Origin of the sequence: Methylobacterium sp. EM32, from assembly GCF_040593685.1 — a bacterium.
In the GTDB taxonomy this organism is placed as follows: Bacteria; Pseudomonadota; Alphaproteobacteria; order Rhizobiales; family Beijerinckiaceae; genus Methylobacterium.
Map to the genome: position 1 here is coordinate 1 of NZ_JBEXZS010000079.1, position 22,813 is coordinate 22,813.

General features: G+C 70.1%; 24 protein-coding genes. 11 read left to right on the plus strand and 13 right to left on the minus strand.

Features of this window, described 5'->3' with window-relative positions; translation table 11 throughout:
* Positions 1–400: 400 nt before the first annotated feature.
* From ABZT49_RS11600 to ABZT49_RS11615, 4 genes are read right to left on the minus strand one after another with little or no spacing between them, the layout of a single operon-like run.
* Positions 401–1,228, minus strand: a complete 828-nt coding sequence (locus ABZT49_RS11600; RefSeq protein ID WP_355286220.1) for an ABC transporter substrate-binding protein — start codon at positions 1,226–1,228, stop codon at positions 401–403.
* 33 nt (positions 1,229–1,261) lie between these two features.
* Positions 1,262–2,032: an amino acid ABC transporter ATP-binding protein gene (locus ABZT49_RS11605; protein ID WP_355286221.1), complete on the minus strand. Its 771-nt coding sequence runs from the start codon at positions 2,030–2,032 to the stop codon at positions 1,262–1,264.
* Positions 2,029–2,886, minus strand: coding sequence for an amino acid ABC transporter permease (locus ABZT49_RS11610; RefSeq protein WP_355286222.1), 858 nt, complete (start codon positions 2,884–2,886; stop codon positions 2,029–2,031). The genes ABZT49_RS11605 and ABZT49_RS11610 overlap by 4 nt, the downstream gene beginning before the upstream one ends.
* 48 nt (positions 2,887–2,934) lie before the next feature.
* A complete protein-coding gene (locus tag ABZT49_RS11615; protein WP_355286223.1) occupies positions 2,935–3,894 on the minus strand; it encodes an N-carbamoyl-D-amino-acid hydrolase in 960 nt (319 codons plus the stop codon).
* 145 nt (positions 3,895–4,039) lie between these two features.
* Between ABZT49_RS11615 and ABZT49_RS11620 the strand changes: the two genes are divergently transcribed.
* A complete protein-coding gene (locus ABZT49_RS11620) occupies positions 4,040–4,924 on the plus strand; it encodes a LysR family transcriptional regulator (protein WP_355286224.1) in 885 nt (294 codons plus the stop codon).
* Positions 4,925–5,279: 355 nt separating this feature from the next.
* Here the strand turns inward: ABZT49_RS11620 and ABZT49_RS11625 are convergent, their stop codons facing one another.
* Positions 5,280–6,122: a helix-turn-helix domain-containing protein gene (locus tag ABZT49_RS11625; RefSeq protein ID WP_355286225.1), complete on the minus strand. Its 843-nt coding sequence runs from the start codon at positions 6,120–6,122 to the stop codon at positions 5,280–5,282.
* 90 nt (positions 6,123–6,212) lie between these two features.
* Between ABZT49_RS11625 and ABZT49_RS11630 the strand changes: the two genes are divergently transcribed.
* The 8 genes from ABZT49_RS11630 to ABZT49_RS11665 all read left to right on the plus strand — a co-directional run bounded on the left by ABZT49_RS11630 (position 6,213) and on the right by ABZT49_RS11665 (position 15,042).
* Positions 6,213–7,370 carry an acyl-CoA dehydrogenase family protein gene (locus ABZT49_RS11630; RefSeq protein WP_355286226.1) on the plus strand — a complete coding sequence of 386 codons (1,158 nt, stop codon included), beginning with the start codon at positions 6,213–6,215 and terminating at the stop codon, positions 7,368–7,370.
* Positions 7,367–8,992 carry an AMP-binding protein gene (locus tag ABZT49_RS11635; RefSeq protein ID WP_355286227.1) on the plus strand — a complete coding sequence of 542 codons (1,626 nt, stop codon included), beginning with the start codon at positions 7,367–7,369 and terminating at the stop codon, positions 8,990–8,992. The genes ABZT49_RS11630 and ABZT49_RS11635 overlap by 4 nt, the downstream gene beginning before the upstream one ends.
* A 205-nt stretch (positions 8,993–9,197) precedes the next feature.
* On the plus strand, positions 9,198–10,448 hold the full coding sequence (locus tag ABZT49_RS11640) for an ABC transporter substrate-binding protein (protein ID WP_355286228.1): 1,251 nt from the start codon (positions 9,198–9,200) through the stop codon (positions 10,446–10,448).
* Positions 10,445–11,350 (plus strand): DUF1932 domain-containing protein, encoded by a 906-nt coding sequence (locus ABZT49_RS11645; RefSeq protein ID WP_355286229.1) that lies wholly within the window; start codon positions 10,445–10,447, stop codon positions 11,348–11,350. The genes ABZT49_RS11640 and ABZT49_RS11645 overlap by 4 nt, the downstream gene beginning before the upstream one ends.
* On the plus strand, positions 11,343–12,467 hold the full coding sequence (locus ABZT49_RS11650) for an Ldh family oxidoreductase (RefSeq protein ID WP_355286230.1): 1,125 nt from the start codon (positions 11,343–11,345) through the stop codon (positions 12,465–12,467). Before ABZT49_RS11645 ends, ABZT49_RS11650 begins: the two co-directional genes overlap by 8 nt.
* Positions 12,468–12,470: 3 nt before the next feature.
* Complete coding sequence (locus ABZT49_RS11655) at positions 12,471–13,376, plus strand: amidohydrolase family protein (RefSeq protein ID WP_355286231.1); 906 nt, start codon at positions 12,471–12,473, stop codon at positions 13,374–13,376.
* 360 nt (positions 13,377–13,736) lie between these two features.
* Positions 13,737–14,054 (plus strand): HigA family addiction module antitoxin, encoded by a 318-nt coding sequence (locus tag ABZT49_RS11660; RefSeq protein WP_355286232.1) that lies wholly within the window; start codon positions 13,737–13,739, stop codon positions 14,052–14,054.
* 28 nt (positions 14,055–14,082) lie between these two features.
* A complete protein-coding gene (locus ABZT49_RS11665; RefSeq protein ID WP_355286233.1) occupies positions 14,083–15,042 on the plus strand; it encodes a LysR substrate-binding domain-containing protein in 960 nt (319 codons plus the stop codon).
* Here the strand turns inward: ABZT49_RS11665 and ABZT49_RS11670 are convergent.
* Together ABZT49_RS11670 and ABZT49_RS11675 are read right to left on the minus strand one after the other, a co-directional pair.
* Entirely contained in the window at positions 15,029–15,637 is a 609-nt protein-coding gene (locus tag ABZT49_RS11670) for a thiamine pyrophosphate-dependent enzyme (protein ID WP_355286234.1), read from the minus strand. The genes ABZT49_RS11665 and ABZT49_RS11670 overlap by 14 nt on opposite strands.
* Before the next feature lie 17 nt (positions 15,638–15,654).
* A complete protein-coding gene (locus ABZT49_RS11675) occupies positions 15,655–16,197 on the minus strand; it encodes a thiamine pyrophosphate-binding protein (protein ID WP_355286235.1) in 543 nt (180 codons plus the stop codon).
* 234 nt (positions 16,198–16,431) lie between these two features.
* Between ABZT49_RS11675 and ABZT49_RS11680 the strand changes: the two genes are divergently transcribed.
* A complete protein-coding gene (locus ABZT49_RS11680; RefSeq protein ID WP_355286236.1) occupies positions 16,432–17,331 on the plus strand; it encodes an NAD(P)-binding domain-containing protein in 900 nt (299 codons plus the stop codon).
* Positions 17,332–17,400: 69 nt separating this feature from the next.
* Positions 17,401–18,633: an ABC transporter substrate-binding protein gene (locus tag ABZT49_RS11685; RefSeq protein ID WP_355286237.1), complete on the plus strand. Its 1,233-nt coding sequence runs from the start codon at positions 17,401–17,403 to the stop codon at positions 18,631–18,633.
* Between the two features lie 34 nt (positions 18,634–18,667).
* Here the strand turns inward: ABZT49_RS11685 and ABZT49_RS11690 are convergent, their stop codons facing one another.
* From ABZT49_RS11690 to ABZT49_RS11715, 6 genes are all read right to left on the minus strand, one after another.
* The gene (locus ABZT49_RS11690) at positions 18,668–19,042 is read right to left on the minus strand and encodes a VOC family protein (protein WP_355286238.1); all 375 of its coding nucleotides are present in this window, start codon (positions 19,040–19,042) and stop codon (positions 18,668–18,670) included.
* Positions 19,043–19,350: 308 nt separating this feature from the next.
* On the minus strand, positions 19,351–19,803 hold the full coding sequence (locus tag ABZT49_RS11695; protein WP_355286239.1) for a type II 3-dehydroquinate dehydratase: 453 nt from the start codon (positions 19,801–19,803) through the stop codon (positions 19,351–19,353).
* 37 nt (positions 19,804–19,840) lie between these two features.
* Positions 19,841–20,599 carry an amino acid ABC transporter ATP-binding protein gene (locus ABZT49_RS11700; protein ID WP_407943490.1) on the minus strand — a complete coding sequence of 253 codons (759 nt, stop codon included), beginning with the start codon at positions 20,597–20,599 and terminating at the stop codon, positions 19,841–19,843.
* 16 nt (positions 20,600–20,615) lie between these two features.
* Positions 20,616–21,449, minus strand: coding sequence for a transporter substrate-binding domain-containing protein (locus ABZT49_RS11705; protein ID WP_355286241.1), 834 nt, complete (start codon positions 21,447–21,449; stop codon positions 20,616–20,618).
* A gap of 34 nt (positions 21,450–21,483) precedes the next feature.
* The gene (locus ABZT49_RS11710) at positions 21,484–22,125 is read right to left on the minus strand and encodes an amino acid ABC transporter permease (RefSeq protein ID WP_355286242.1); all 642 of its coding nucleotides are present in this window, start codon (positions 22,123–22,125) and stop codon (positions 21,484–21,486) included.
* 10 nt (positions 22,126–22,135) lie between these two features.
* A complete protein-coding gene (locus tag ABZT49_RS11715) occupies positions 22,136–22,804 on the minus strand; it encodes an amino acid ABC transporter permease (protein ID WP_355286243.1) in 669 nt (222 codons plus the stop codon).
* Positions 22,805–22,813 lie beyond the last annotated feature (9 nt).

Here is a 22,813-nt window from a genome sequence, read left to right on the forward strand (position 1 = left end):
GGTGAGCGGGATGCTGTCGAGGGCGGCGCGGTTCATGGGGGGTCTCGTGTGGGTGACTGGCTTCGCGGATTTCGGGAGCGCCAGCGTCGAGAGATTCGCGCTCTTCCCGTCACCCGTGCGGCAGCACTGTTCCGGGATAGAAGAGGCGCAGGATTTCTCCTCTCCCCGCGGGCGGGGAGAGGGCCGAGCCCTCGTTCAGAGGGCGCGGCAAGCGGAGGCGAAAGCCGGAGCGATGGTGAGGGGGTGGTGCCGAAAGAGCCTCACTCGGAGACACCCCCTCACCCTCGCCCTGCGGGCCCCCCGATCACCCGACAAGGGGTGATCGGGCCTCTCTCCCCGCACGCGGGGAGAGGAGCTTCGCGTCGTGTTCTGCAACGGACGTCCGATGATTATCGGCTGTTCACTTCGCCCCGTTGATTAGCGCCTTGTCGACGCCGTTCTCGGTGAGCTTCCACTTCTCCAGGAGCGCCTTGTAGGTCCCGTCGGCGATCAGCGCGTCGAGGGCGCCGGCCACGGCCTGCTGCAGGCCGGTCTCCTTCACGGGAATCGCGATGCCGGTGTACTGGAGCGCGATCGGGGTACCGAGGGGGAGATAGGTGTCGGGCTCTAGGCCCATCACGTAGGGCAGCGTCTCGTTGCCCTGCACGGCGGCGTCGATTCGGCCCTGCTTGAGCTGGGTGCGGGCATCGGCCGAGCCTTCGGTGCCGACGAACACCACCGGGTTGTCCTTGCAGTTCTGCTCGCTCCAGGCCGCGATCTCGCGTGGGAACGAGGTCCGTCGGCTCGCCCCGGCCTTCTTGCCACAGAGCGAGGCCATGCCGGTGAACTCAGGCGCGCGGGCCTTGCGAACGAAGAATTGCGGGCCGCTGCGCAGGTAGTCGACGAAGGTCGCGGTGTCGTGCCGGGTCGCGAGGTCGGTCATGCCGGACAGGATCGCGTCGACCCGGCCGGTCGCGAGCGCCGGCATCATCTGGTCGAAGCTGGTCTCCTGCCAGGCGAGCTTGACCCCGAGCTTCTTCGCCAGCGCGTCGCCGAGATCGACGTCGAAGCCGGTGAGCTGGCCGGTCTCGGGGTTCTTGAACTCCATCGGCGGATAGTTCGGCACGATCGCGACCTTGAGCGTGCCGCTCTTGACCACGTCGGGTGGCAGGGCGGCCTTCGGCGCGTCCTGCGCCGCGGCCACGGCGGTCGACAGGCTCATCACAACGGTCGCGATCAGGCGCTTCACCAAAACCTCCTCGTGCAGTCTCGAAAACGACTCTCAGCCGATCACCGCCGAGAGGAAGCTGCGGGTGCGGGCCTCGCGCGGCCCACCCAGGACCTCGGCCGGCGTGCCCGCCTCGACGATGCCGCCCTGGTCCATGTAGACGACGGTGTCGGCGACCTCGCGGGCGAAGCCCAGCTCGTGGGTGACGACCATCATGGTCATGCCGGAGTGCGCGAGCTCGCGCATCACCGCCAGCACCTCGCCGACGAGCTCGGGATCGAGGGCAGAGGTCGGCTCGTCGAACAGCATCAGCTGCGGCTTCATGGCGAGCGCCCGGGCGATGGCGACGCGCTGCTGCTGCCCGCCGGAGAGCTGGGCCGGATAGTTGCCCGCCTTCGCGGCGAGGCCGACCCGGGCGAGCAGAGCCACCGCCTCGTCCCGCACCTCCGCCGGCCGGCGGCCCTGGACCTGCACGGGGCCCTCGGTGACGTTCTCGAGCGCCGTCTTGTGCGGGAAGAGGTTGAAGCGCTGGAAAACCATGCCGGTCTTGAGGCGCTGGCGCGCCACCTCGCGCTCGCTCAAGGCGTGCAGCCGCCCGCCGGACTCGCGCATCCCCAACAATTCGCCGTCGAGCCAGATGCCGCCGGCATCGATCCGGGTGAGCTGGTTGACGCAGCGGAGCAACGTCGTCTTGCCCGAGCCCGAGGCGCCGATCAGGCACATCACCTCGCCGGCGCGCACGTCGAGCGAGACGTCGTCGAGCGCCTTGAAGGTCCCAAAACTCTTCGAGACGCGGCGGAACGTGACGAGGGGCCGGGCGCTCATCGGGTGATCCTCGCGGTGCCGCGGGCAAAGCGCCGCTCGAGCAGCATCTGCAGCGGCGTGAGGATCGAGACGATCAGCAGGTACCACAGGCCGGCGACGATCAGGAGCTCGATGACCCGGGAATTGGCGTAGTAGATGTTCTCGGCGGCGTGCAGCACCTCCGGATACTGGATCACGCTGGCGAGCGAGGTCGCCTTGACCAGGCCGATGAACTCGTTGCCGAGCGGCGGCAGCACTACCCGCATCGCCTGGGGCAGGATGATCCGGTAGAGCGCCTTGAGCCGGCCCATGCCGATCGCCTGCGCGGCCTCGTACTGCCCGGTATCGACCGAGAGCAGGCCGGCGCGCATCACCTCCGAGGTGTAGGCGCCCTGGTTGATGCCGAGGCCCAGGAGCGCGGCGAGGAACGGCGTTATCACCTCGACCGACTTTACCGACCACAGGCCCGGGATCCCGATCACCGGAAAGACCAGCGCCAGGTTGAACCACAGCAGCAATTGCAGGATCAGCGGCGTGCCGCGAAACAGCCAAGTGTAGCCGGCGGCTACCCCCTTCAGCACCGGGTTGGGCGAGAGCCGCATCACCGCGACGACGAGACCGAGCACGATGCCGAGGCTCATCGCCAGCACCGCCATCGTCAGGGTATTGACAATGCCGTGCAGGATCACCGGCACGGTGAGGAAGCGGCCGACGTAAGCCCACTCGATCTGGCCTTGCGCGAAGGCGCGCCCGACCAGCGCCAGGACGACGAGGATCAGGCCGGCGGCGAGCCAGCGGCCCCAATGGGTCCGCCGCGCGGTCGGCAGGCCGGTGAGATCGGGAAAACCCTCGGCGAGGGCGCGTCCGCTGCTCATGAGTCCCTCGTCATTGCTCACCCGCCCCGGGGAAAGGCCGTGCCAGGATCATGCCGCTTCGGGCGCCGGCGCCGGCTCGATCACGCCGGCCCGCTCGGTGATCGGCCCGTACTGAGCCGGCTGGCGGTGCTGGCCGAAATTGAACATCTTATCCTTGCCCTGACGGCAGCGGTCGAGGTCGCACGCGGCCACCACCACCTCGTCGCCGAGGGTCTGCGCCTGGGCGACGATGCGCCCGTCGGGATCGACGATGCAGGAGCCGCCGATCAGGCCCGAGCCGTCCTCGTCCCCGGCCTTCGCCACCGCGACCGCCCAGGTGGCGTTCATGTAGGCGTTAGCCTGGGCGACCAGCATCGAGTGGAAGGTGCGCAACGAGGCGTCCTCGCTCGTGCCGCCGTTGGGATCGTAGGCCGCCGAGTTGTAGCCGACGCAGATCAGCTCGACGCCCTGCAGGCCCAGCACCCGCCAGGCCTCGGGCCAGCGCCGGTCGTTGCAGATCATCATGCCGACGATCGCGCCTTGCCAGGCCTCGCCCGCCCGGAAGGCCGGGAAGCCGGTATTGCCGTAGGAGAAGTAGCGCTTCTCGAGCTGCTGGAACCGGGCGCCCGGCCGCGGCTCGACCGAGCCCGGCAGGTGGACCTTGCGGTAGCGCCCGAGGATCGATCCGTCCGGCTGCACCAGGATCGTGCTGTTGAAGCGCTCGCCCGACGACGTCAGCTCGGCGTAGCCAATGTTGAAGCCGACACCGAGTTCCCTCGCGCGATCGAAGAGCGGCTGGACCGCCGGGTTCGGCATCGCGCGTTCGAAATAATGGTCCAGCTCGTCGCCCTCCAGCAGCCAGCGCGGGAAGAACGTCGTGAAGGCGAGTTCGGGAAAGACCACCAGCGTCGCGCCGCGTCCCGCCGCCTCTTCGAGCAGGCGGATCAGCCGGTCGAGGGTGTGGGCGCGGGAATCGGCGCGCTGGGTCGGGCCCATCTGGGCCGCCGCGACGGTGACGATACGGGACATCATGACCTCTGAGTGGGCATCATGCTTGAATTATAGGCATTACGCTATATCGGCCCACCTCCATGCCCCAATCATGCACATCCCTTACGCCTCCACAATCCAGCGTCCTATGATAAATTAAGCCGAACTATAATGTGGAGTGATGATGAACCTGCGGCAGCTGGAGATCCTGCGGGCGGTGGTCCGGCACCGCACCACCCTGGCGGCAGCCGAGGAGCTGGCGGTGTCGCAGCCGGCGGTGAGCAACGCCCTCAAGGCGATGGAGGCGCAAGCCGGCTTCCCGCTGTTCGACCGCATCAACAACCGGCTGTTTCCGACCGCCGAGGCGATGACGCTCTACCGGGAGAGCGAGGCGATCTTCGCGCTCCACGCCAAGCTGGAGAACCGCCTGCGCGACCTGCGGGAGAACCGGCACGGCCACCTCGCCATCATGGCGACGCCGCCGCTGGCCTACGGCCTGCTGCCCCGGGCACTCGCGGCCTTCGTGCGGCAGCGGCCGCAGACACGGCTGTTCTTCGACGTGCGCCGCTACGAGGGCGTGATCGAGGGCGTGTCGGGCCGGGTGGCGGAGCTCGGCTTCGCGCTCGGCCTGTCGAACCATGTCGGCATCGCCCACGAGGTGGTGCACCGGGGCGAGATGGTCTGCGTCATGGCCCCCGACCATCCCTTGAGCCTGAAGCCGAGCGTCACCCCGGCGGACCTCGCCCGCCACCCGTTCATCGGGCTGGAACGCGGCACCCGCCTCGGCGAAGCCCTGCGCGACGCCTTCGCACGGGCCGGCGTGCCGTTCGACGCGACCGTGGAGGTGCGCTACTGCAACACCGCCTGCGTGCTGGCCGGCGCCGGCGTCGGCGTCGCGGTGGTCGACCCGTTCTCGCCCGCGCAGGGCGGCGCCCATCCGGTGGTGGTGCGCCCGTTCGAGCCGCGCACGCCGGTCGAGGCCTTCATGCTGTGGTCGGAGGCCGAGCCGCTGTCGCGCCTGGCGCGGGCCTTCCTGGCGGAGGTACGGGCGGCGCGGGCCGTGCCGTGATGGTGGTGGGAGCGGTGCGGACGGGTGGTCATGGGCCGCTCCCCCTTTGCCGGACGACCGCGAGTCAGTCTGACTAAACCGTCGATTTTATCCCACCCGCGACCTCATCCTGAGGTGCGAACGCAGTGAGCCTCGAAGGAGGCCTCCAGAAGTCTCCGCGATCTCTGGAGACCTCCTTCGAGGTCAGCCGATCGTCGATCGACTGACACCTCAGGATGAGGTTGTGGGTGGGAGAGGAAAAGTGTTTAGCAGTGCTGCCCGCTTACAAGTTAGATCGGCTCTTGGTGATGTGGGAAACGGGAGCGCCTGACGACGAACTGGCAAGCCGTCCTCGTCCCGCACGGATATCCCCGCCCTACCCCACCGCCCCGATCGGGATCGCGAAGCCGAGCCGGCGCGCGGCATCGTCCACCGCCTCCAGGATGGCCCGCTCGTCGCGGGCGATCAGGCTCGACAAGCCGCCGATCCCGAGGCCGCTGAGGCCCTGGCTCCCGGGGGAGGCCGGGACCGGAAGGCAGAGGATGCCGGCTCCGTGCGTCACCTGGCCGAGCGAGAGCGCGTAGCCGCGGGCCCGGATCGCGGCGACCGCATCGAGCAGTTCGGCATCGTCCGGCACGACAGGGGCATCGTTCCAGAGGTTGGCCAAAGCCGTGGCCCCGACGCCGGCCGCGCCGCGGGCCGCGACCCGCTCCCGCGTCTGCGCGGCGACGTGGAGGATGGCCGCGTCCGGCATCCGCGAGAGCAGCAGTTGGCCCATGCCTGAGCGCACCAGCGGCAGGCGGTCGCCGACCCGGATCTCCAGGCGCATCGGGTGCCGGCTCGGAATCACGTCGACGTAGCGCACGCAGAGGTCCGAGGGCACGCCGAGCAGGATCGTGTGCCCGGTGGCGGCGGCGACCGCGTCCATCAGGGCGCGCAGATCCGCCTCGGGGCCGGCGGGATCGACCCAGCGGCCGAGCGCCGACACCCGGCTGCTCGGCTTGACGCTGCGTCCGTCCGCCCCGAGCACCAGGTAGCCGTGATTCACCAGGCTCTGGACCAGGGTCGAGGTGCTCGATTGCGGGTAGTCGAGCCGGTCGGCCAGCTCCGACACCGTCACCGGACGCTGCACCGCGTCGCAATATTCCAGGATCTCCAGCGTTCGCATCGACGACTTGACGGTGACGCCAGCGGCCTTGGCGGTTCGGGTGCGGGGCAAGCGACTCTCCTATATCATCTATATGATATTATTAATCCGATTGACGATCAACAGCCGGCGAACTAGCGTCGTGGTCGGGAAGGAAACCTCATGGATACGGCACAGGGCTTCTGGCCCGCAGGTGCGGACGACGACCTCGTTCGCCGGCTGCGGGCGTTCGTCGCCGAGACCATCGTCCCGGCCGCCCACGAGATCGACGAGCGGGACCTCTACCCGACCGAGATCGTCCGGAATCTGGCCTCGCTCGGCTGCAACACGATCTGCCTGCCCACCCGCTACGGCGGCGGCGGCGCGCCCCACACGGCGGCGGCGGCGGTGTGCGAGGAGGTCGGCTACGGCAGCGCCGCGGTCGCGATCTCGCTCATCACCATCTTCCAGGCGCAGACGATCATCCGCCTGTTCGGCTCGGACAGCCTGAAGGACCGCTACCTGCCGCGTTTCGCGCAAGGGATGATCGCCTCCTACGCGCTGACCGAGGCCTCGCACGGCAGCGACATCCGCACGCTCGACACCAAGGCGCGCCGCGAGGGCGATGCCTGGATCCTCGACGGCGAGAAGTCCTTCATCACCTCGGGGTCGCAGGCCGAGTTCTTCGTCATTCTGGCCGAGACCGAGCGGGGGGTGTCGGCCTTCGCGGTGCCGCGCGAGAGCGCGGGCCTCTCGTCCTATATCGGGCGCAACTCGGCGACCTTCGGCCTGCGCAACGGTCCCCACGTCAACATCCGGCTCGACGGCGTGCGCCTGCCGCTCGACCACCTGATCGGCGAGGACGGCAAGGGCGTGCGCCAGGCCGTCACCACCCTCGACTACTCGCGGACTCTCGCTGCCGCGATCAGCATCGGCATCGCCCGCGCGGCCTTCGACGCGGCGCTCGCCCATACGCGGAGCCGGGTCGCCTTCGACCGGACGGTGATCGAGTTCCAGGGCATCCAGTGGTACTTCGCCGATATGCTGGCCCGCATCGACGCGGCCCGCCTGCTCGTCACCCGCGCGGCCGAGGCGCTCGACGCGCCCGACCATGGCGACGTCCTGCGCTATGCCAGCGCCGCCAAGCTCGTCGCGGCCGAGGTCGCGACCGAGGTGGCCTCCAAGGCCGTGCAGGTCTGCGGCGCCTACGGCACGATGGTCAACGCGCCGTTCAACCGGTTTTTTCGCGATGCCAAGACCTACGAGATCGGCGGCGGCTCGACGGAAGTGCTCCGGAACACGCTCGCCAAGTACATCGTCAAGCAGGCGGCCGCGTCGTGATCGCGGATCTCCTCGCCGCCCAGGCCGCGCGCCGGCCCGACGCGCCCTTCGCGGTCACGGCCGGGGGCCGGCACAGCTACGCGGAGGTCTGGAGCCTCGCGCGCCGCTTCGCCGCGCGCCTCGCGGGGGTCGGCATCCGGCCGGGCGACCACGTCGCGCTGATCGCCGGCAACTCGGTCGGCTACCTCGTCGCCTGGTTCGGCATCCAGGCGGCCGGGGCGGTTGCGGTCTGCCTCAACAACCAGGTGATGGGCGAGCGGATCGACTACCTGGTCGGCCAGTCGGACGCGACGCTCGTCGTCGCGGACGAGGCCTGGCTCGGCGCCCGGGCCGACGACCTGCGCGAGGGGCGCGCCGCCCTGCCCCGGCTGCGGATCCCGGCGGATGCGGATCTCGGCGCCGCCCTCGCCGACGCGCCCGAGGCCGAGCCGGCGGCCCGCGCGGCTGACGACCTCTGCACCATCCTCTACACATCCGGCACGACCGGGCTGCCGAAGGGCGTGATGTGCGCGCAAGCCGGCTACCTCGCCACCGGGCGCGAGACCGCCCGTATCCTCGATCTCTCCGAGGACGACCGGATCTTCGTCTACCTGCCGCTGTTCCACACCAACCCGCAGATGTACGCGCTGATGGGCGCCCTCACCGCCGGGGCGTCGCTGGCGATCGCGCCGCGCTTCTCGGCCAGCGCCTTCTTCGCGGAGGCGCGGCGGCTCGGGGCGACGGGCTGCACCTTCGTCGGGACCGTGCTCGCCATCCTGGCCGCCCGCTACGAGGCCCCGGAGCGCGACCACTCGTTACGCTTCGCGATCGGCGGCGGCACCACTCGGGCGCTCGCCGGGACGATCGAGGAGCGGTTCGGCATCAAGGTGCACGAACTCTACGGCATGACCGAGGTCGGCGGCTGGGTCTCGGGCTCGAACGCCGCCGATCACCGCCTCGGCTCGGCGGGCCGGGTGCGGCCCGACATGGAGGTGGCGATCGTCGATGCCGCCGACGAGCCGGTGCAACCCGGTGAGCGCGGCGAAATCGTGGTGCGTCCGCGGCGGCCGAACCTGATGCTGCTGGGCTACTACAACAAGCCCGAGGCGTTCGGCGCCGCCTGCCGCAATCTCTGGTTCCATACCGGCGATGTCGGCAGTTTCGATGCCGACGGCTTCCTGTATTTCCACGGCCGCACCAAGGAGATCATCCGCCGCGGCGGCGAGATGGTCGCTCCGCAGGAGCTTGAGACCGAGTTGCGCAAGCTGCCGGGCATCCTCGACTGCGCGGTCGTCGCCGTCCCGGACCCGATCATGGGCGACGAGATCAAGGCGGCGATCATCGCAGAGGACGGGTTCGACCTGGGCTGCCTGCGCCGCGACCTCGCCCGGGTGCTGCCGGCCTTCATGCTGCCGCGCTACGCCGAGCGGGTGGCCCACATCCCCCGGACCGAAACCGAGAAGATCATCCGGCGGGAGCTCGAGTATCTCGACCACCGGGTCGTGGATCTGAAGTCGAGCGCGGCAGGATCGGACACGTCATCCCAACCGCAACCTCGTCCCGAGAGCGTGCCCGAGCTCGCGACCGATCCTGCCACCCTCCTGGTCATCCCGGGGCCGCGCAGCGGAACCCGGGATCCATAACCGCCGACCGCTCAGGACGAGGCGGTACGCCAGCCGCCTCGGTCGTCACCGTCGGCGGTTATGGGTCCCGGGTTCTCGACTTCGTCGAGCCCCGGGATGACGCCGGGACTATGAGTCCTGAAGATCAAATAGAACAGATGTTGTTCCGACTAAAAAACAGTAAAAAACAAAATACTTCAAAACACCGATCGAGGGAGGATCACCCATGACCTTGACCAGGAGACGCTTCGCCGCGCTCGCCGGCGCGGCCTGCCTCGCCGGCGGCCAGTCCCGCGCGCAGGAATCCCGTGCTCAAGATTCCGGGGCCCAAGGCCGCGACGAGGTGGTCAGGCTCGGGGTCCTCACCGACATGACCGGGATCTTCGCCGATCTCACCGGCAACGGCTCGGTGGAGGCCGCCCGGATGGCGGTGGAGCGCTTCGGCGGCAGCGTCGGCGGCCGGCGGATCGAGGTGGTCTCGGCCGATCACCAGAACAAGGCCGACGTCGCCTCGGCGATCCTGCGCAAGTGGTACGACCAGGACGGCGTCGACGCGGTGTTCGACTTCGCGAACTCGGCCTGCGCTCTCGCGGCGGTGCCGATCACCCGCGAGCGCAACAAGGTGATGATCCCCTCGGGCGTCGGCACGACCGACCTCACCGGGCCGCAATGCTCGCCCAACACGATCCACTGGACCTGGGATTCCTACGGCAACGCCAACGCCCTGGTGAAGGGCGTGCTGGCGCAGGGCGGGAAACGGTGGTTCTTCATCACCGTCGACTACGCCTTCGGCACCAGCCTGGAGACCACCATCGCGGCCCTGGTCAAGGCGCAGGGCGGCACGGTGGCGGGCGCCGTCCGCCACCCGCTCGGCGCGCCCGATTTCAGCTCCTACCTCCTCACCGCGCAGGCCTCGGGCGCCGACGTCATCGTGCTGGCCAATGGCGGCGTCGACCTCTCGAACGCCGTCAAGCAGGCGCGGGAATTCGACATCACCACCAGCCGGTACAGAATCGTCGCGCCGCAATTCAACCTGGCGGTGGCGCACGCGGCAGGGCTGGCGAACACCCAAGGGATGCTCGCGGTCGGCAGCATGAACTGGACCGACACCGACACCACCCGGGCCTTCGCCACGGCGCTGGCGAAGCGCAACAACGGCATCCACCCGGACGCGCTCCAGGCCGGGGTGTATTCCTCGGTCCTGTTCTACCTCCAGGCGGTCCGGGAGGTCGGCTCGGCGAAGGACGGCCGCGCCCTCGTCGACTACCTGAAGTCGATCCCGATCGACGACCCGCTCCTCGGCAAGGGCCGCGTGCGGGCGGATGGCCGCTTCATCCACCCGGTGCAGCTCTACCGGATCAAGACCCCGGCCGAATCGACCGGGCCCTGGGACCTGTTCCAGACGCTCAGCTCGATCCCCGGCGACGAGGCGTTCCGCCCGCTCGACCAGGGCGGCTGCCCGCTGGTGCGGGCATGAGCGCCCCGCGCGAGACAGGAATCAGCGCGCTACGCAACGTTGCGGTGGTCGGGCTGGGCGAGGTCGGCACCGTCTTCGCCCGGGCGCTCACGGCGCGGGGCGTCGCGCTGGCGGTCGCCTCGCGAGACGGCCCGCGGGCCATGCGCGCGGCCGAGTCCCTCGGCCTGCCGCTGGTGCCGCCGGCGCAGGCCGTCTCGAGCGCCGACATCGTCCTGTTGACCGTCACCGGCGAGGCCCTGCCCGCGGTGGCCGCCGGGATCCTGCCGCACCTCGCGCCGGGCGCGCTCGTCGCCGACTGCACCGCCGCGGCGCCGCTCCAGGTCCGCGAGGTCGCCGGGCGCGTCGGCCCGGGCTTCGTCGACGTCGCCATCATGGGGGCGGTGAGCCTGCACGGGGCGGCGACGCCGCTCCTCGCCGCGGGGCCGCAAGCCCAGCGGCTGGCCGACCTCCTCAATCCCCTCGGCTTCCGGATCGAGGCCCGGCCGGCGGCGCGGGTCGGCGACGCCTCTGCGCTGAAGCTCCTGCGCAGCGTCTTCACCAAGGGCCTCGACGCCGTGGTCGTCGAGGCGATGCTGGGCGCCGAGCGACTCGGGCTGCGGGCCGACCTCGTCGGCCTGCTCGCCGATTACGACCGCGCGCCGCTCGCCGACCACATCGCCATGTACCTGCGCACCCATCCGACCCATGCCGGGCGCCGGATGGTCGAGATGGAGGAGGCGGCCGCCCAGCTCGACGCCCTCGGCGTGCCGGGCCTGACCACCCGCGCGGCGATCGCGCGCTACCGGCGCACCGTCGCGCTCGCGGGCGCCACGCCCCTGCCGGACGAAGGCCTCGACGCCGAATCCGGCATCGCGTGGCTCGCCCGCGCCGAGGCGGCCGACACGGAGGATGCGGATGCCTGATCAAGGACCGGGCGGCGAGCGCCCGACGCTCGTCACCGCAGAGGCCCTGCGCCACCAGATCGACCTGATCCTCGCGGCCTGGGACATGGCGCCCGACGACCGCGAGGCGGTCGCCGCGATGCTGGTCGAGACCGACCTGCGCGGGATCGAGTCGCACGGGGCCTCGATGCTGCCGCTCTACGACCGGATGCGGCGGGCCGGCGGCCTCAACCTGCGGCCGCGCCCCCACCTCGTGCGCGACGATGCGGCGACCGCCCTCCTCGACGCCGATGCGGGGCTCGGCCACCCGGCCGCGATCCGGGCCGTGACGCTAGCGGTCGACAAGGCGGAGCGGATGGGCGTCGGCGCCGTCGCGGTGCGCAACTCGCACCATTTCGGGGCCGCCGGCCTCTACGCCGAGATGGCGGCGCGGCGCGGCTGCATCGCCCTCGTCACCTCGTCGGCCCGCACCGTCGCGGTCATCCCGGAGGGCGGCGCGGCGCCGGTGCTCGGCACCAATCCGATCGCCTTCGCGGCGCCGGCGGCGGGGCGCGACCCGTTCCTCCTCGACATGTCGACCTCGGCGGTCGCGGCGAACAAGGTCAAGGTCTATTCCTACCACGACACGCCGCTCCCGGTCGGCTGGGTGGTGGACGGCGCAGGCCAACCCGTCACCGACCCGCATCGCGGCCTCGCGCTCTGCTTCGACGGCGAGGTCGGCGGGCTGATGCCCCTCGGCGGCGGGCGCGAGACCGGCAGCCACAAGGGCTACGGGCTCGCCGTGATGGCGCAGCTCCTCGGCAGCACGCTCGCCGGCGGCTCGTTCTCGCCGTTTCGCGCCCGCGAGGCCGGGCCGGGGGCGCCCGACAATATCGGCCACTTCTTCCTCGCCCTCAAACCCTCGGCGTTCCGCGATGGCGACGCCTTTCCGGACGAGGCGGCGGCGATCCTGGCGGCTCTGGAGGCGACACCGCCCGCCGATCCGGACCGGCCGGTCCTCGTCGCCGGGACGCCCGAGTTCCGGACCCGGGCCGCGCGGATTGCCGGCGGCATCCCGCTCAACGCCGCCTTCCTCGATGCCGTGCGCGGGGTCGCGGCCGGGGCGGGCGTTCCCTTCCTGCTCGCCGGAGGCGCGTGAGCCATGTTCCACTACGACGGCACCATCCGCGACTGCCTCGGGCCCCTTCCCGCGACCCGCCCGCGCCGGATCGCGGTCCCGGCCGGCGCCTGGGACACCCATGCCCACGTGATCGGATCCGCCCCCGATCATCCCCTCGTCCCGGACCGCCACTTCACCGCGCCGCCGGCCCCGGCCGAGGCCTTCCTCGCCATGCTCGACACCGTCGGGCTGACCTACGGCGTGCTGGTTCAGGTCAGCGTCCACGGCACCGACAACCGCCTGCTGGCGCAGGCCCTGCGCGCCCATCCCGACCGGCTGCGCGGCGTCGCGGTGATCGGCCCGGAGACGAGCGACCGGGAGATCGCTGACTTGAAGGATGCGGGCGTCACCGGAATCCGCCTGCTCGAGATCGTCGGCGGCGGCGTCGGCCTCGCGCAGCTGGAGCGGGTGGCCGACCGCTGCGCCGAGGTCGGCTGGCACATCCAGGTCGCCGCCAAGGGACCGTTCTACCCCGAGCTGGTCCCGCGGCTCTCCGCCCTGAAGGTGCCGTTCATGATCGATCACGCCGGCTGGTGCGCGGCGCCGGAGGGCGTGGACGCCCCCGCCTTCCAGGCGGTCTTGCGCCTCGTGCGCGAGACCGGCTGCCACGTGAAGCTGTCGGGCGCGTTCCGGCTGTCGGGAAAAACCTACCCGTTCGCCGACACGGCGCCGTTCATGCGCGCGCTCCTCGAGGCAGGGCCGCATCAGGTGGTGTTCGGCAGCGACTGGCCGCATGTCGGGCTCTACGACCCGGAGGCCCGGCCGGATGTCGGCATGCTCCTCGACCTCATCGCCGATTACGCGCCCGACCCGGCCGACCAGCACCGCATCCTGGTCGAGAATCCGGCCCGCTTCTACGGGCTTCCGCCAGGGGCTCGGGCGGGCTGATCGCGAGAACCGATACGAGGCGAGCCACTGACGCCTCATCGTAAGCCACGCCCTTTTCCGGACGACTGCAACGAAGTGAAAGGAAATCCGGGATCCAGCGCAAAAAGTCGCGAAGCGTCTGCTTGTCTGCGACGGTGCAGCATTCAGAGTCGCTTCGCGACACTTCTTATGCTGAATCCCGGAATTCCTTCCGCTGACGCTTCAGTCGCCCGGGAAAGGGTGAGATTCATGAGAACCCGCTGCGTGCGCGCCGCGACCAGCTATTGTTTACTGTCCGGCCCGGTTTCGCGCGGATAACTGTGCACGGCATGCAAGACCCGATGGTATTCGGCATGATCGCCGCACGAGAGGGGGGACGGCATGGCCATCGAGTTCGACACCGACGCGGTGCTCCCGCCGATGCATCCGGGAGAAGTCCTGCGCGGGGAGTTCCTGGAGCCGCTTAAGCTGTCGGCAGGCGCAGTCGCGCGGGCCTGCGTTGTGCCGCGCACGCGCATTGAACATGTCGCGGTGAGGGAGGTCGGGATCTCGACCGATACCGCCCTGCGGCTCGCGCGCTATCTCGGGATGCCGGCGGAATTCTGGCTCAACCTGCAGCGCGCCGACGAACTCGAGACGCTCGAGTGGGAGGTCGGCGCGGAGATCGCCCGGATCACGCCGCTGGACCGGGCGGCGTGAGCGCCGACCGGTCGACGGAACCCGACCCTTGGACCTTCGCACCCTCAGGACGTTCCACGCCATCGCCGAGCTCGGCAGCCTGAGCAAGGCGGCGGACCTCCTGCGCATCGGGCAGCCGGCGCTCAGCCGGCAGATGAAGCTGCTGGAGCACGAGCTGAAGGCCGAGCTGTTTGTCCGCAACGGGCGCGGCATGGTGCTGACGGGCGCGGGGCAATTGCTCCTGGAGCGCAGCCTCAGCCTCGTGCGCCAGATCGAGCAGGTGCGCGACGACCTGCAGTCGCTCGACCGGATGCCCTCGGGCAGCGTCGTGCTCGGGGTGGTGCCGACGGTGAGCGCGGTCCTGTCGGCGCGGGTCGCGCGCCGCGCCGTCGCCGAATTGCCGAACGTCGCGCTCCGGATCGTCGAGAGCTACGGTGGGCACCTCGTCGAATGGCTGCATCGCGGCCGGGTCGACCTGTCGATCATCTACGGCCCGGCGGTCGACCTGCATCTCGACGTCGAGACCCTCGGGCGCGACGAACTGGTGGCGGTCGGCCCGAAGGGCTCGGGGCTGGCCGAGCGCGCGCCCGTCGACCTCGCCTGGCTCATCGGCCAGAAGCTCGCGCTGCCGAGCCACTCGCATGGCTTGCGCCGCCTCGTCGAGAAGGCGGCGGCGCGCCGGAAGCTGGCGGTCGACGTGGTGGTCGAGGCCGATTCCTTCCGGGTCCTGACCAACATCGTCGAGGAGGGGATCGGCTACACCATCCTGCCGCCCTCGGCGATCCATGCCGAATTGCAGCAGGGCCGCCTCGAGAGCGCGACCTTCGCGGCGCCGGGCATCGCCCGCGAGGTCGTGCTAGCCTCGGCCACGGCGAAACCGGCCTCGATCGCCAGCGCCGCCGTGGCCGGTCTCGTGCGGACGGAGATCGCCGCGCTCGTGCGCGAGGGGCGCTGGCGCCTCGCGACCGCGTTCCAGGCCGGGCCCCGGGAGCGCCCTACGAGACCATAAAACCGAGATGCCCGCGCATCCGGTGCTTGAGGTAGACGCCGTCCCGCGGCGGCAGCGCTCGCTCCACGTGCCCGGAGGCGATCCGCACCCGCAGGAAGCGGGGCCCGCCGGAGGTGGCGAGAAGCTTCGGCCGGTAGGCCGCGAGCCCGGCCTCGTCGGCGATCTCGACAGCGTCCTCGATCCCGCTCGCCTGCGCGACCCGGTCGAGCCGGACGCCGAGGCCCGCATGGCTCCGCTGCATGCCGGTCTCGCCGTAATGGCCGTTGTCGAGGACGACGATCGTGAGGTTGCCCGGCGCCGCCACCGCGACCGTCATCAGGCCGCCCGCCCCCATGATCTGCTCGCCGTCGCCGGTCACGACCGCGACCGGCCGCGCCGGCTGCGCGAGCGCGAGCCCGAGGCCGACGAGGGCAGCCCCGCCCATCGCGCCCCAGAGGTAGAAGTTGCCGTCGTGGTCGCCCGCGTCGAAGACGTCGTAGGACGGCGAGCCGAGGCCGGTCACGACCAGGAGGTCGCGGCGCTCGGCGAGGAGGACCTTGACGGCCCGGCGGCGATCGAGCGTCCCGGAATCGTCCGACTTGCTCGTGTCCGACATGCGGTGATCTCCCCGGCTCATTTGCCCTCGACCCACTTCTTGCGCCCCAGCATGCGCTGGGAGATCAGAACGGCGACCTGCCGGTCGCCGTCGAAGGCGAGGTTCGCCGCGGCCTCCACCACCTCGCCCGCCTCCTCCGGCCGGTCGAGGCGCAGGAGCGTGACGCCCATCGTCTCGAGGGCCGCGGGCGTGCCGAGCCCCATCGGGATCTGCCACGGGTTGAACTCGGCCCACTCGCCGCGCATCGTCACCAGGGTCAGGAACGGGAACCGGCAGGTCGCGGGCAGCGACAGCATGTTGATGCAGTTGCCGACCCCGCTCGACTGCATCAGCAACACCGCGCGGTCCCCGCCGAGCCAGGCGCCGGCCGCGAGCGCGATCCCCTCCTCCTCGGTCGTCAGGACGGTGGTGCGCACCGCGGCGTCGTCGTGCAGCGCGCGGATCAACCGGGCATGCCCGGCATCCGGCACGTAGGAGGCCTGCGTCACCCCGGCTTCGCGCAAGGCGCGGTAGATCGCGAGCGGCCACTCCGCCGCGGCATCTTGTGAGGAAACGGTCATCGTCATCTCCGGCCGGCCCCCTCGCCGGGCCCCCGGCGGGGCGCGTCGCCCCGTCCCGGGCGACGGGCGGCTTTGCGTTCACCGGCTGAGATGTGCGCGCGGCAGCGCATCCCGCGCACTTTCATTCTCGGCATATCCGGTCTCACGGAATTCGAATTCGCTTAAGAACGCCGGAGCTTAAGATCACCTCCAAGACGCCCGCGACGAACGGGCCGGCAGAACGGGAGGACAGGCATGGAGATGGTGGGGTTCATCGGGCTCGGCCGCATGGGCCGGCCCATGGCGTCCAACCTCTGCCGCAAGGGCGTCCGGCTCGTCGTCAACGACGTGAACCCGGCCGCCATGCAGGAGCTCGAGAGCCTGCAGGCCCGCGCCGCGGCGAGCGCCGCCGAGGTGGCGGGACAGGCCGGGATCATCGTCACGATGCTGCCGAACTCGGCGGTGGTGCGCGAGGTGGTGGCCGGGCCCGGCGGCGTGCTGGCGCATGCAGCACCCGGCTCGCTCGTCATGGACATGAGCACGGTCTCGCCCGAGACCACGGACGAGCTCGCCGCGCTCGCGAAGAGCCGCGGCATCGGCTTCGTCGACGCGCCCGTCGGCCGCCTTGCGAGCCACGCCGATCGCGGCGAATCGCTGTTCATGGTCGGCGCCTCGGAGGCGGACTTCGCCCGGGTCAAGCCGCTTCTGGAGGGCATGGGCTCGACGATCTACCATTGCGGCCCGGTCGGCACGGGCACGCGCACGAAGCTCGTCAACAACTACCTCGCGGTGACCTCCTGCCAGCTCAACGCCGAAGCCTTGGGGCTGTCGCAGCGCCTCGGCCTCGACCTGGAGCGCACGCTGGAGGTTCTCTACGGCACCACGGCGGTCAACGGGCAGCTGAAGATCGCCTGGCCGAGCAAGGTGCTCGCCGGCGACATCGAGCCGGGCTTCACCATCGATCTTGCCCACAAGGACCTGACGCTCGTCAGCGAGGCCGCCCACGCCGCGCGGGTGCCGATGCCGATCCTGGCCGCCGCCCGCGAGGCGTTCTCGACCGCCCGCGCCCGCGGTTTCGGCTCGAAGGATTTCTCCGCGATGGTCGACGCCCTGTGCGACCTCGCCGGGATCGAGAAGCCGCGCCTGCGGCGCTGAGACGACGCCACACGAGCAAGGGACGCCGGCGGCCTCGACGCCGCACGGTCGATCCGGGAGGAGGACGCCATGGCACTCTCGCGGCGGGCCCTGATGGGCGGCGCCACCGCGCTCGCGGCCGCCTGGAGCGGCGGCGCCCGCGCACAAGGGACAGGTCTGCCGAGGATCAAGATCGGCGTGCTGTCGGATTTCTCCGGCATCTACACCGACCTGCTCGGGCCCGGCGGCGTCGCCTGCGTGCAGCAGGCGGTGGCGGATTTCGGCCCCGAGCAGCACGGCTTCTCCGTCGAGGTCGTGTTCGCCGATCACCAGAACAAGCCGGATGTCGGCTCAGGCATCGCCCGGCGCTGGTACGATTCCGAGGGCGTCGACATGGTGATCGGCCTGCCCAATTCCTCGGTCGCCCTGGCGCTCGCCTTCGTGACGGCCGAGCGCAACAAGGCCTGCATCGGCACCGCGGTCACCTCGATGGACTTCACCGGCGCGCAATGCACGCCGAACACCATCAACTGGACCTACGACGCCTACATGCTGGCGAAGGCGCTCGGCACCGAGACCGTGAAGGCCGGCGGGCGCAAATGGTACTTCATCACCACCGACAACGCCTTCGGCAACGCGATCCAGGGCGAGACCGCGGGCTTCGTGCAGCAGGCCGGCGGCACGGTTCTGGGCAATTCCCGCTACCCGATCGGCGCGACCGACTACTCGTCCTTCCTGATCGCCGCGCAGGGCAGCGGCGCCGACGTGCTGGGTCTCGCGCTCGGCGGCACCGACATGGTCAACTGCCTCAAGCAGGCGAGCGAGTTCGGCCTGCGCGACCGCATGCGGGTCGCCGCGCCGGTGATGTTCCTCAACGACATCAACGCGCTCGGCCTAACCCTGACGCAGGGGCTCCTGCACACCAACAGCTTCTACTGGGACGCCAATGACCGCACGCGCGCCTTCACGCAGCGCGTGCTGCCGCGGATGCAGGGCGCCTATCCGGGCATGGTCCATGCCGGCTGCTATGCCGGGACGCTCCACTACCTGAAGGCGGTCGCCGCCCTCGGGGCTACCGCCGCCAAGGCGAGCGGCGCTGCGACCATCGCCCGGATGAAGGCGATGCCGGCCGACGATGACGCCTTCGGCCGGACATTGGTCCGTCAGGACGGCCGCGCCCTGGTGCCGGCCTTCCTTCTCCAGGTAAAGACGCCCGCGGAGAGCCGGGCGCGCTGGGATTACTGCAAGGTGGTGACCGAGATCGCCGGCCCCGACGCGGCCAAGCCCCTGGCGCAGGGGGGGTGCCCGCTCGTGCGGACGTGAGGCCCGGCCGCACCGGCGATGGCGCGTCCTTGCTCTACCGCGTCGCCCGGGTCCGGGCGGTGAGCTTGTTGCCGTCCGGATCGCGCAGATAGGCGACGACGGATCCGTTCGGGCGCTCGGTGGGCGGGGTCTCGATCGCGGTCCCGCCATGGGCGGTGCCGGCCGCGTGCCAGGCGCGAACCTGGTCGGGGCTCGCCGCCGCGATCCCGATGGTCCCGCCATTGGCCGCGGTCGCCGGCTTGCCGTCGATCGGCGTCGTGATCATCAGGCGGCCGCCGTCGTGGGCGTAGATCAGCCGGCCCCTCTCATCCGTCTTGCCGGGCGAAGCCCCCAGCGCGGCGAAGGTCGCGTCGTAGAAGCGCCGGGACAGCGCGAGATCGTTGCTGCCGATCATGACATGCGTGAACATGCTGTCTCTCCGGGCGTGGACCGCGCGGGAGAACCTACGGCACGCTTCCGTCGCCGCAAGGCGCCGGCGATCTCAGGCCTTTTTGATGTGTGCGGACGGCGCTGCCAGGCTCTTCTCTATCCCACCCACGACCTCATCCTGAGGTGTCTGGCGATCGAAGATCGCGAGTGAAACGAGCCTCGAAGGAGGCTTCCAGGGATCGCGGGACTGCTGGAGCCCTCCTTCGAGGTCAGTCGATCTTCGATCGACCGACACCTCAGGATGAGGTCGCGGGCGGGATAGAATCAACCGATTGGTCAGGCAGTCGCTCAGACCCTGCGCTCGTCGAGGAGCAGGCGCATCGCGTCGAGCGCCAGCCCGTAGCCGCTCGGGCCGAGGCCGGCGATGACGGCGGTGGCGGTCCGCGAGACGAGCGAGCGGTGATAGATCTCCTCGCGCCGGTGGATGTTGGAGATGTGCAGCTCGATCTTCGGGCCGTCGAACATCTTGAGCGAGTCGAGGAGCGCGATCGAGGTGAAGCTGTAGCCGGCCGGGTTGATGATGATGCCCGCCGCCCGCCTGCGGGCCTCGTGCACGCTCTCGATGAGGGTGCCTTCGAGGTTGGTCTGGCGGAAGTCGATACCGAGGCCGTGCGTCGCGGCCCGCGCGCGACAGGCCGTCTCGATCTCGGCGAGCGTCGTGCGGCCGTAGATCTCGGGCTCGCGCTCGCCCAGCAGGTTGAGGTTCGGCCCGTTCAGGACGAAGATGATCGGCTCGCTCATGACACTTCTCTTCTCATCGCACCGGCCCTGTCGCGGGTCAGTGATGCGCCAGGATCTCGCCGAGGAACGTGCGGGCCCGCGGATGCTGCGGGGTGCGGAAGAAGGTCTCGGGATCGGTCTCTTCGAGGATCGCGCCGTCGGCCATGAAGATCACCCGGTCGGCGACCTGCCGGGCGAACCCCATCTCGTGGGTGACGCACACCATCGTCATGCCGTCGCGGGCGAGCCCGATCATGGTGTCGAGCACCTCCTTGACCATCTCCGGGTCGAGGGCCGAGGTCGGCTCGTCGAACAGCATGACCTTGGGCTCCATGCACAAGGCCCGGGCGATCGCGACGCGCTGCTGCTGGCCGCCCGAGAGCTGGGCCGGGTATTTCAGCGCCTGCTCGCCGATGCGGACCCGCTCGAGGTAGCGGCGCGCGATCGCCTCGGCCTCCGCCTTCTTCGTGCCGCGCACCCGCATCGGCGCCAGCGTGCAATTCTCCAGCACCGTCATGTGCGGGAAGAGGTTGAAGCTCTGGAACACCATGCCGACCTCGCGGCGCACCGCGTCGACGGCCCGGGCCGAATCGTCGAGAGCGATGCCGTCGACCACGATCCGGCCCTTCTGAATCGTCTCGAGGTGGTTGATGCAGCGGATGAGCGTCGACTTGCCCGAGCCGGAGGGGCCGCACAGGACGATCTTCTCGCCCCGGCGGACCTCCAGGGTCACGCCCTTGAGGGCGTGGAAGTCACCGTACCACTTGTCCACGCCGTGCATCGCGATGAGGGGGCCGGTCGCCGGGTTCGGTGACATGCTCATGTCCTGGCGCTCACGCGGCGGTGAAGGGAACGCCCTCGATGCTGTCCGGCATCGGCGGCTGCTCGGCCTTCATCCACTTGTCGGTGATCTTCTTCAGCTCGCCGTTCGCCTTGATCTTGTCGATGAAGGTGTTGATGAACGCGTTCATCTCCTTCTCGCCGAGGCGGGTGCAGGCGCCGTTATAGATGCTCGTGAAGGTGAGCTTCTGCTCGAACACACCCGGCTTCGCCTCGTCGAGGCGGCGGATGTAGAAGATGTTGCCGCCGACCGCCTGCGCCTGGCCGGAGATGACGGCCTGGATCGAGGCGGCATCGCCGTCGAGCCGCAGGATGTTGGTGCCGGGCGGCGCGTTGCGGGTCACCTCGGTGTCCTGGGCCGCGGCGCGGGCCACCGCGATGGTGAGCTTGCCCATGTCGGCATTGGTCTTCACCGCGACGGTCTTGGGCGCGAGCAGCACGATCTGGTTGGCGACGTAGGGCTTGGAGAACTGCACCGCCTTGGCGCGGTCGGGGAACATCGCCATCGTGGCGAACAGCACGTCGCAGCGGCCCGAGGTCAGGGCCGGGATGCGGTTCGCCACTTCGAGCGGCATGAACTGGACCGGCACGCCGAGTTCCTTGCCGAAGAGCTCGCCGATATCGGCGTCGATGCCCTCCTGCTTGCCCGCGCTGCTGACATAGCCCCAGGGCGGGTTGTCGCCCTGGATCCCGATGATGACGCGGCCCCGTTTCTTGATCTGGTCGGGCGTGACGGCGAGCGCCCGGCCGGTCATCAGGGCCGGCAGGGCGAGGGCGGCGCCCGCTCCGGCCATGAGGCTGCGGCGGCTGATGCTGTGGCGTTCCATGGTGTCCTCCCCTTCTTGATTCCGAGATCCGGCTTCAGCGCGTCGGCGCGGCGAGGCGCCGCTCCATCCAGGAGCCGTAGAGCGACAAGGGCCAGCAGAGCGCGAAATACATCGCCCCGACGATGCCGAAGACGAGCAGCGGCTTGAAGATCTGGTTCGAGACCATGTTGCCGGCCCGCGCCAGCTCGGTGAAGCCGACGATCGAGGCGAGCGACGTGCCCTTGATGAGCTGGACCAGGAACCCGATCGTCGCCGGCAGCGAGACGCGGAAGGCCTGGGGCAGGATCACGTCCCGCATGCGCGAGACGTAGCCGAGGCTGAGCGCCCGGGCCGCCTCCGACTGGCCGCGCGGCACGGCCTCGATTCCGCCGCGCCAGATGTCGCCGAGATAGGCGCTGGCATGCAGCGTGAAGCCCAGGGCAACCGCCTCCCAGGGGGCGAGGTCGAGCCCGACGAGGGCGAGGCCGAAATAGACCACGAAGAGCTGCATCAGCAGCGGCGTGCCCTGGAATACGCTGACATAGGCCGCCGTCGCGCGTTCCAGCATCGGCTTGCCGGAGGTGCGGGCGAGCGCCACGGCGAGGCCCGCGATGCCGCCGCCGACGAATCCGATCGCCGAGAGCGCGATCGTCCACTTCATGCCTTCGAGGAGGAACAGGAATTCGGGCCAGCCCATCGTCGCGCCCCTACTTGACGGGATAGCTGAAGTACCGGCGCGAGACGAGCCCGAAGGCGCGCATCATCAGCCAGGAGATCAGGAAGTACAGGACCGTGATCGTGCCGTAGACCTCGAAGCTGCGAAAGCTCTCGTTCTCGATCAGCTTGGCGACCGAGGTCAGCTCGTAGGCGGCGATCGCCGAGGCGATGCTGGTGGTCAGCGTCAGCATGACGAACTGGCCGGTCAGCGACGGGTAGACCGCCCGGAGCGCCGGGCGCAGGACGATGAAGCGGAAGACGTCGCGCTTGTGCAGCCCGAGGGCGTAGCCGGCCTCGACCTGGCCCTTGTGGATCGACTGCACGCCGCCGCGGATGATCTCGATCGCGTAGGCGCCGCCGTTCAGCCCGAGGGCGATGATCGCGGTCGGCGTCGGCGCGAGGCGGATGCCGATCAGCGGCAGGGCGAAGAACACGAAGTAGATCTGAACCAGGAACGGCGTGTTCCGGATCAGCTCGACGAAGGCGATCACCGCCCAGCGCAGCGGGCGCAGGGGCGACTCGCGCAGCACGACGCCGACGACGCCGATCACCAGGGCGATCGCCATTCCCGACACCGCGAGGAGCAGCGTGCCGGCGCAGCCCTTCAGGAGGTCGGGCAGGCCCGCGACGACCGGCCCGAAATCGAGCGTGTAATTCACCTGGTCGCT

Excerpts from the sequence above, each read along its gene's own strand:
- ABZT49_RS11705 (WP_355286241.1), bottom strand. The coding sequence starts at position 21,449 with ATGGAACGCCACAGCATCAGCCGCCGCAGCCTCATGGCCGGAGCGGGC.
- ABZT49_RS11650 (WP_355286230.1), top strand. The coding sequence starts at position 11,343 with ATGCCTGATCAAGGACCGGGCGGCGAGCGCCCGACGCTCGTCACCGCA.
- ABZT49_RS11630 (WP_355286226.1), top strand. The coding sequence starts at position 6,213 with ATGGATACGGCACAGGGCTTCTGGCCCGCAGGTGCGGACGACGACCTC.
- ABZT49_RS11695 (WP_355286239.1), bottom strand. The coding sequence starts at position 19,803 with ATGAGCGAGCCGATCATCTTCGTCCTGAACGGGCCGAACCTCAACCTG.
- ABZT49_RS11640 (WP_355286228.1), top strand. The coding sequence starts at position 9,198 with ATGACCTTGACCAGGAGACGCTTCGCCGCGCTCGCCGGCGCGGCCTGC.
- ABZT49_RS11675 (WP_355286235.1), bottom strand. The coding sequence starts at position 16,197 with ATGACCGTTTCCTCACAAGATGCCGCGGCGGAGTGGCCGCTCGCGATC.
- ABZT49_RS11610 (WP_355286222.1), bottom strand. The coding sequence starts at position 2,886 with ATGAGCAGCGGACGCGCCCTCGCCGAGGGTTTTCCCGATCTCACCGGC.
- ABZT49_RS11700 (WP_407943490.1), bottom strand. The coding sequence starts at position 20,599 with ATGTCACCGAACCCGGCGACCGGCCCCCTCATCGCGATGCACGGCGTG.
- ABZT49_RS11670 (WP_355286234.1), bottom strand. The coding sequence starts at position 15,637 with ATGTCGGACACGAGCAAGTCGGACGATTCCGGGACGCTCGATCGCCGC.
- ABZT49_RS11615 (WP_355286223.1), bottom strand. The coding sequence starts at position 3,894 with ATGTCCCGTATCGTCACCGTCGCGGCGGCCCAGATGGGCCCGACCCAG.
- ABZT49_RS11645 (WP_355286229.1), top strand. The coding sequence starts at position 10,445 with ATGAGCGCCCCGCGCGAGACAGGAATCAGCGCGCTACGCAACGTTGCG.
- ABZT49_RS11660 (WP_355286232.1), top strand. The coding sequence starts at position 13,737 with ATGGCCATCGAGTTCGACACCGACGCGGTGCTCCCGCCGATGCATCCG.
- ABZT49_RS11680 (WP_355286236.1), top strand. The coding sequence starts at position 16,432 with ATGGAGATGGTGGGGTTCATCGGGCTCGGCCGCATGGGCCGGCCCATG.
- ABZT49_RS11690 (WP_355286238.1), bottom strand. The coding sequence starts at position 19,042 with ATGTTCACGCATGTCATGATCGGCAGCAACGATCTCGCGCTGTCCCGG.
- ABZT49_RS11710 (WP_355286242.1), bottom strand. The coding sequence starts at position 22,125 with ATGGGCTGGCCCGAATTCCTGTTCCTCCTCGAAGGCATGAAGTGGACG.
- ABZT49_RS11605 (WP_355286221.1), bottom strand. The coding sequence starts at position 2,032 with ATGAGCGCCCGGCCCCTCGTCACGTTCCGCCGCGTCTCGAAGAGTTTT.
- ABZT49_RS11685 (WP_355286237.1), top strand. The coding sequence starts at position 17,401 with ATGGCACTCTCGCGGCGGGCCCTGATGGGCGGCGCCACCGCGCTCGCG.
- ABZT49_RS11655 (WP_355286231.1), top strand. The coding sequence starts at position 12,471 with ATGTTCCACTACGACGGCACCATCCGCGACTGCCTCGGGCCCCTTCCC.
- ABZT49_RS11620 (WP_355286224.1), top strand. The coding sequence starts at position 4,040 with ATGAACCTGCGGCAGCTGGAGATCCTGCGGGCGGTGGTCCGGCACCGC.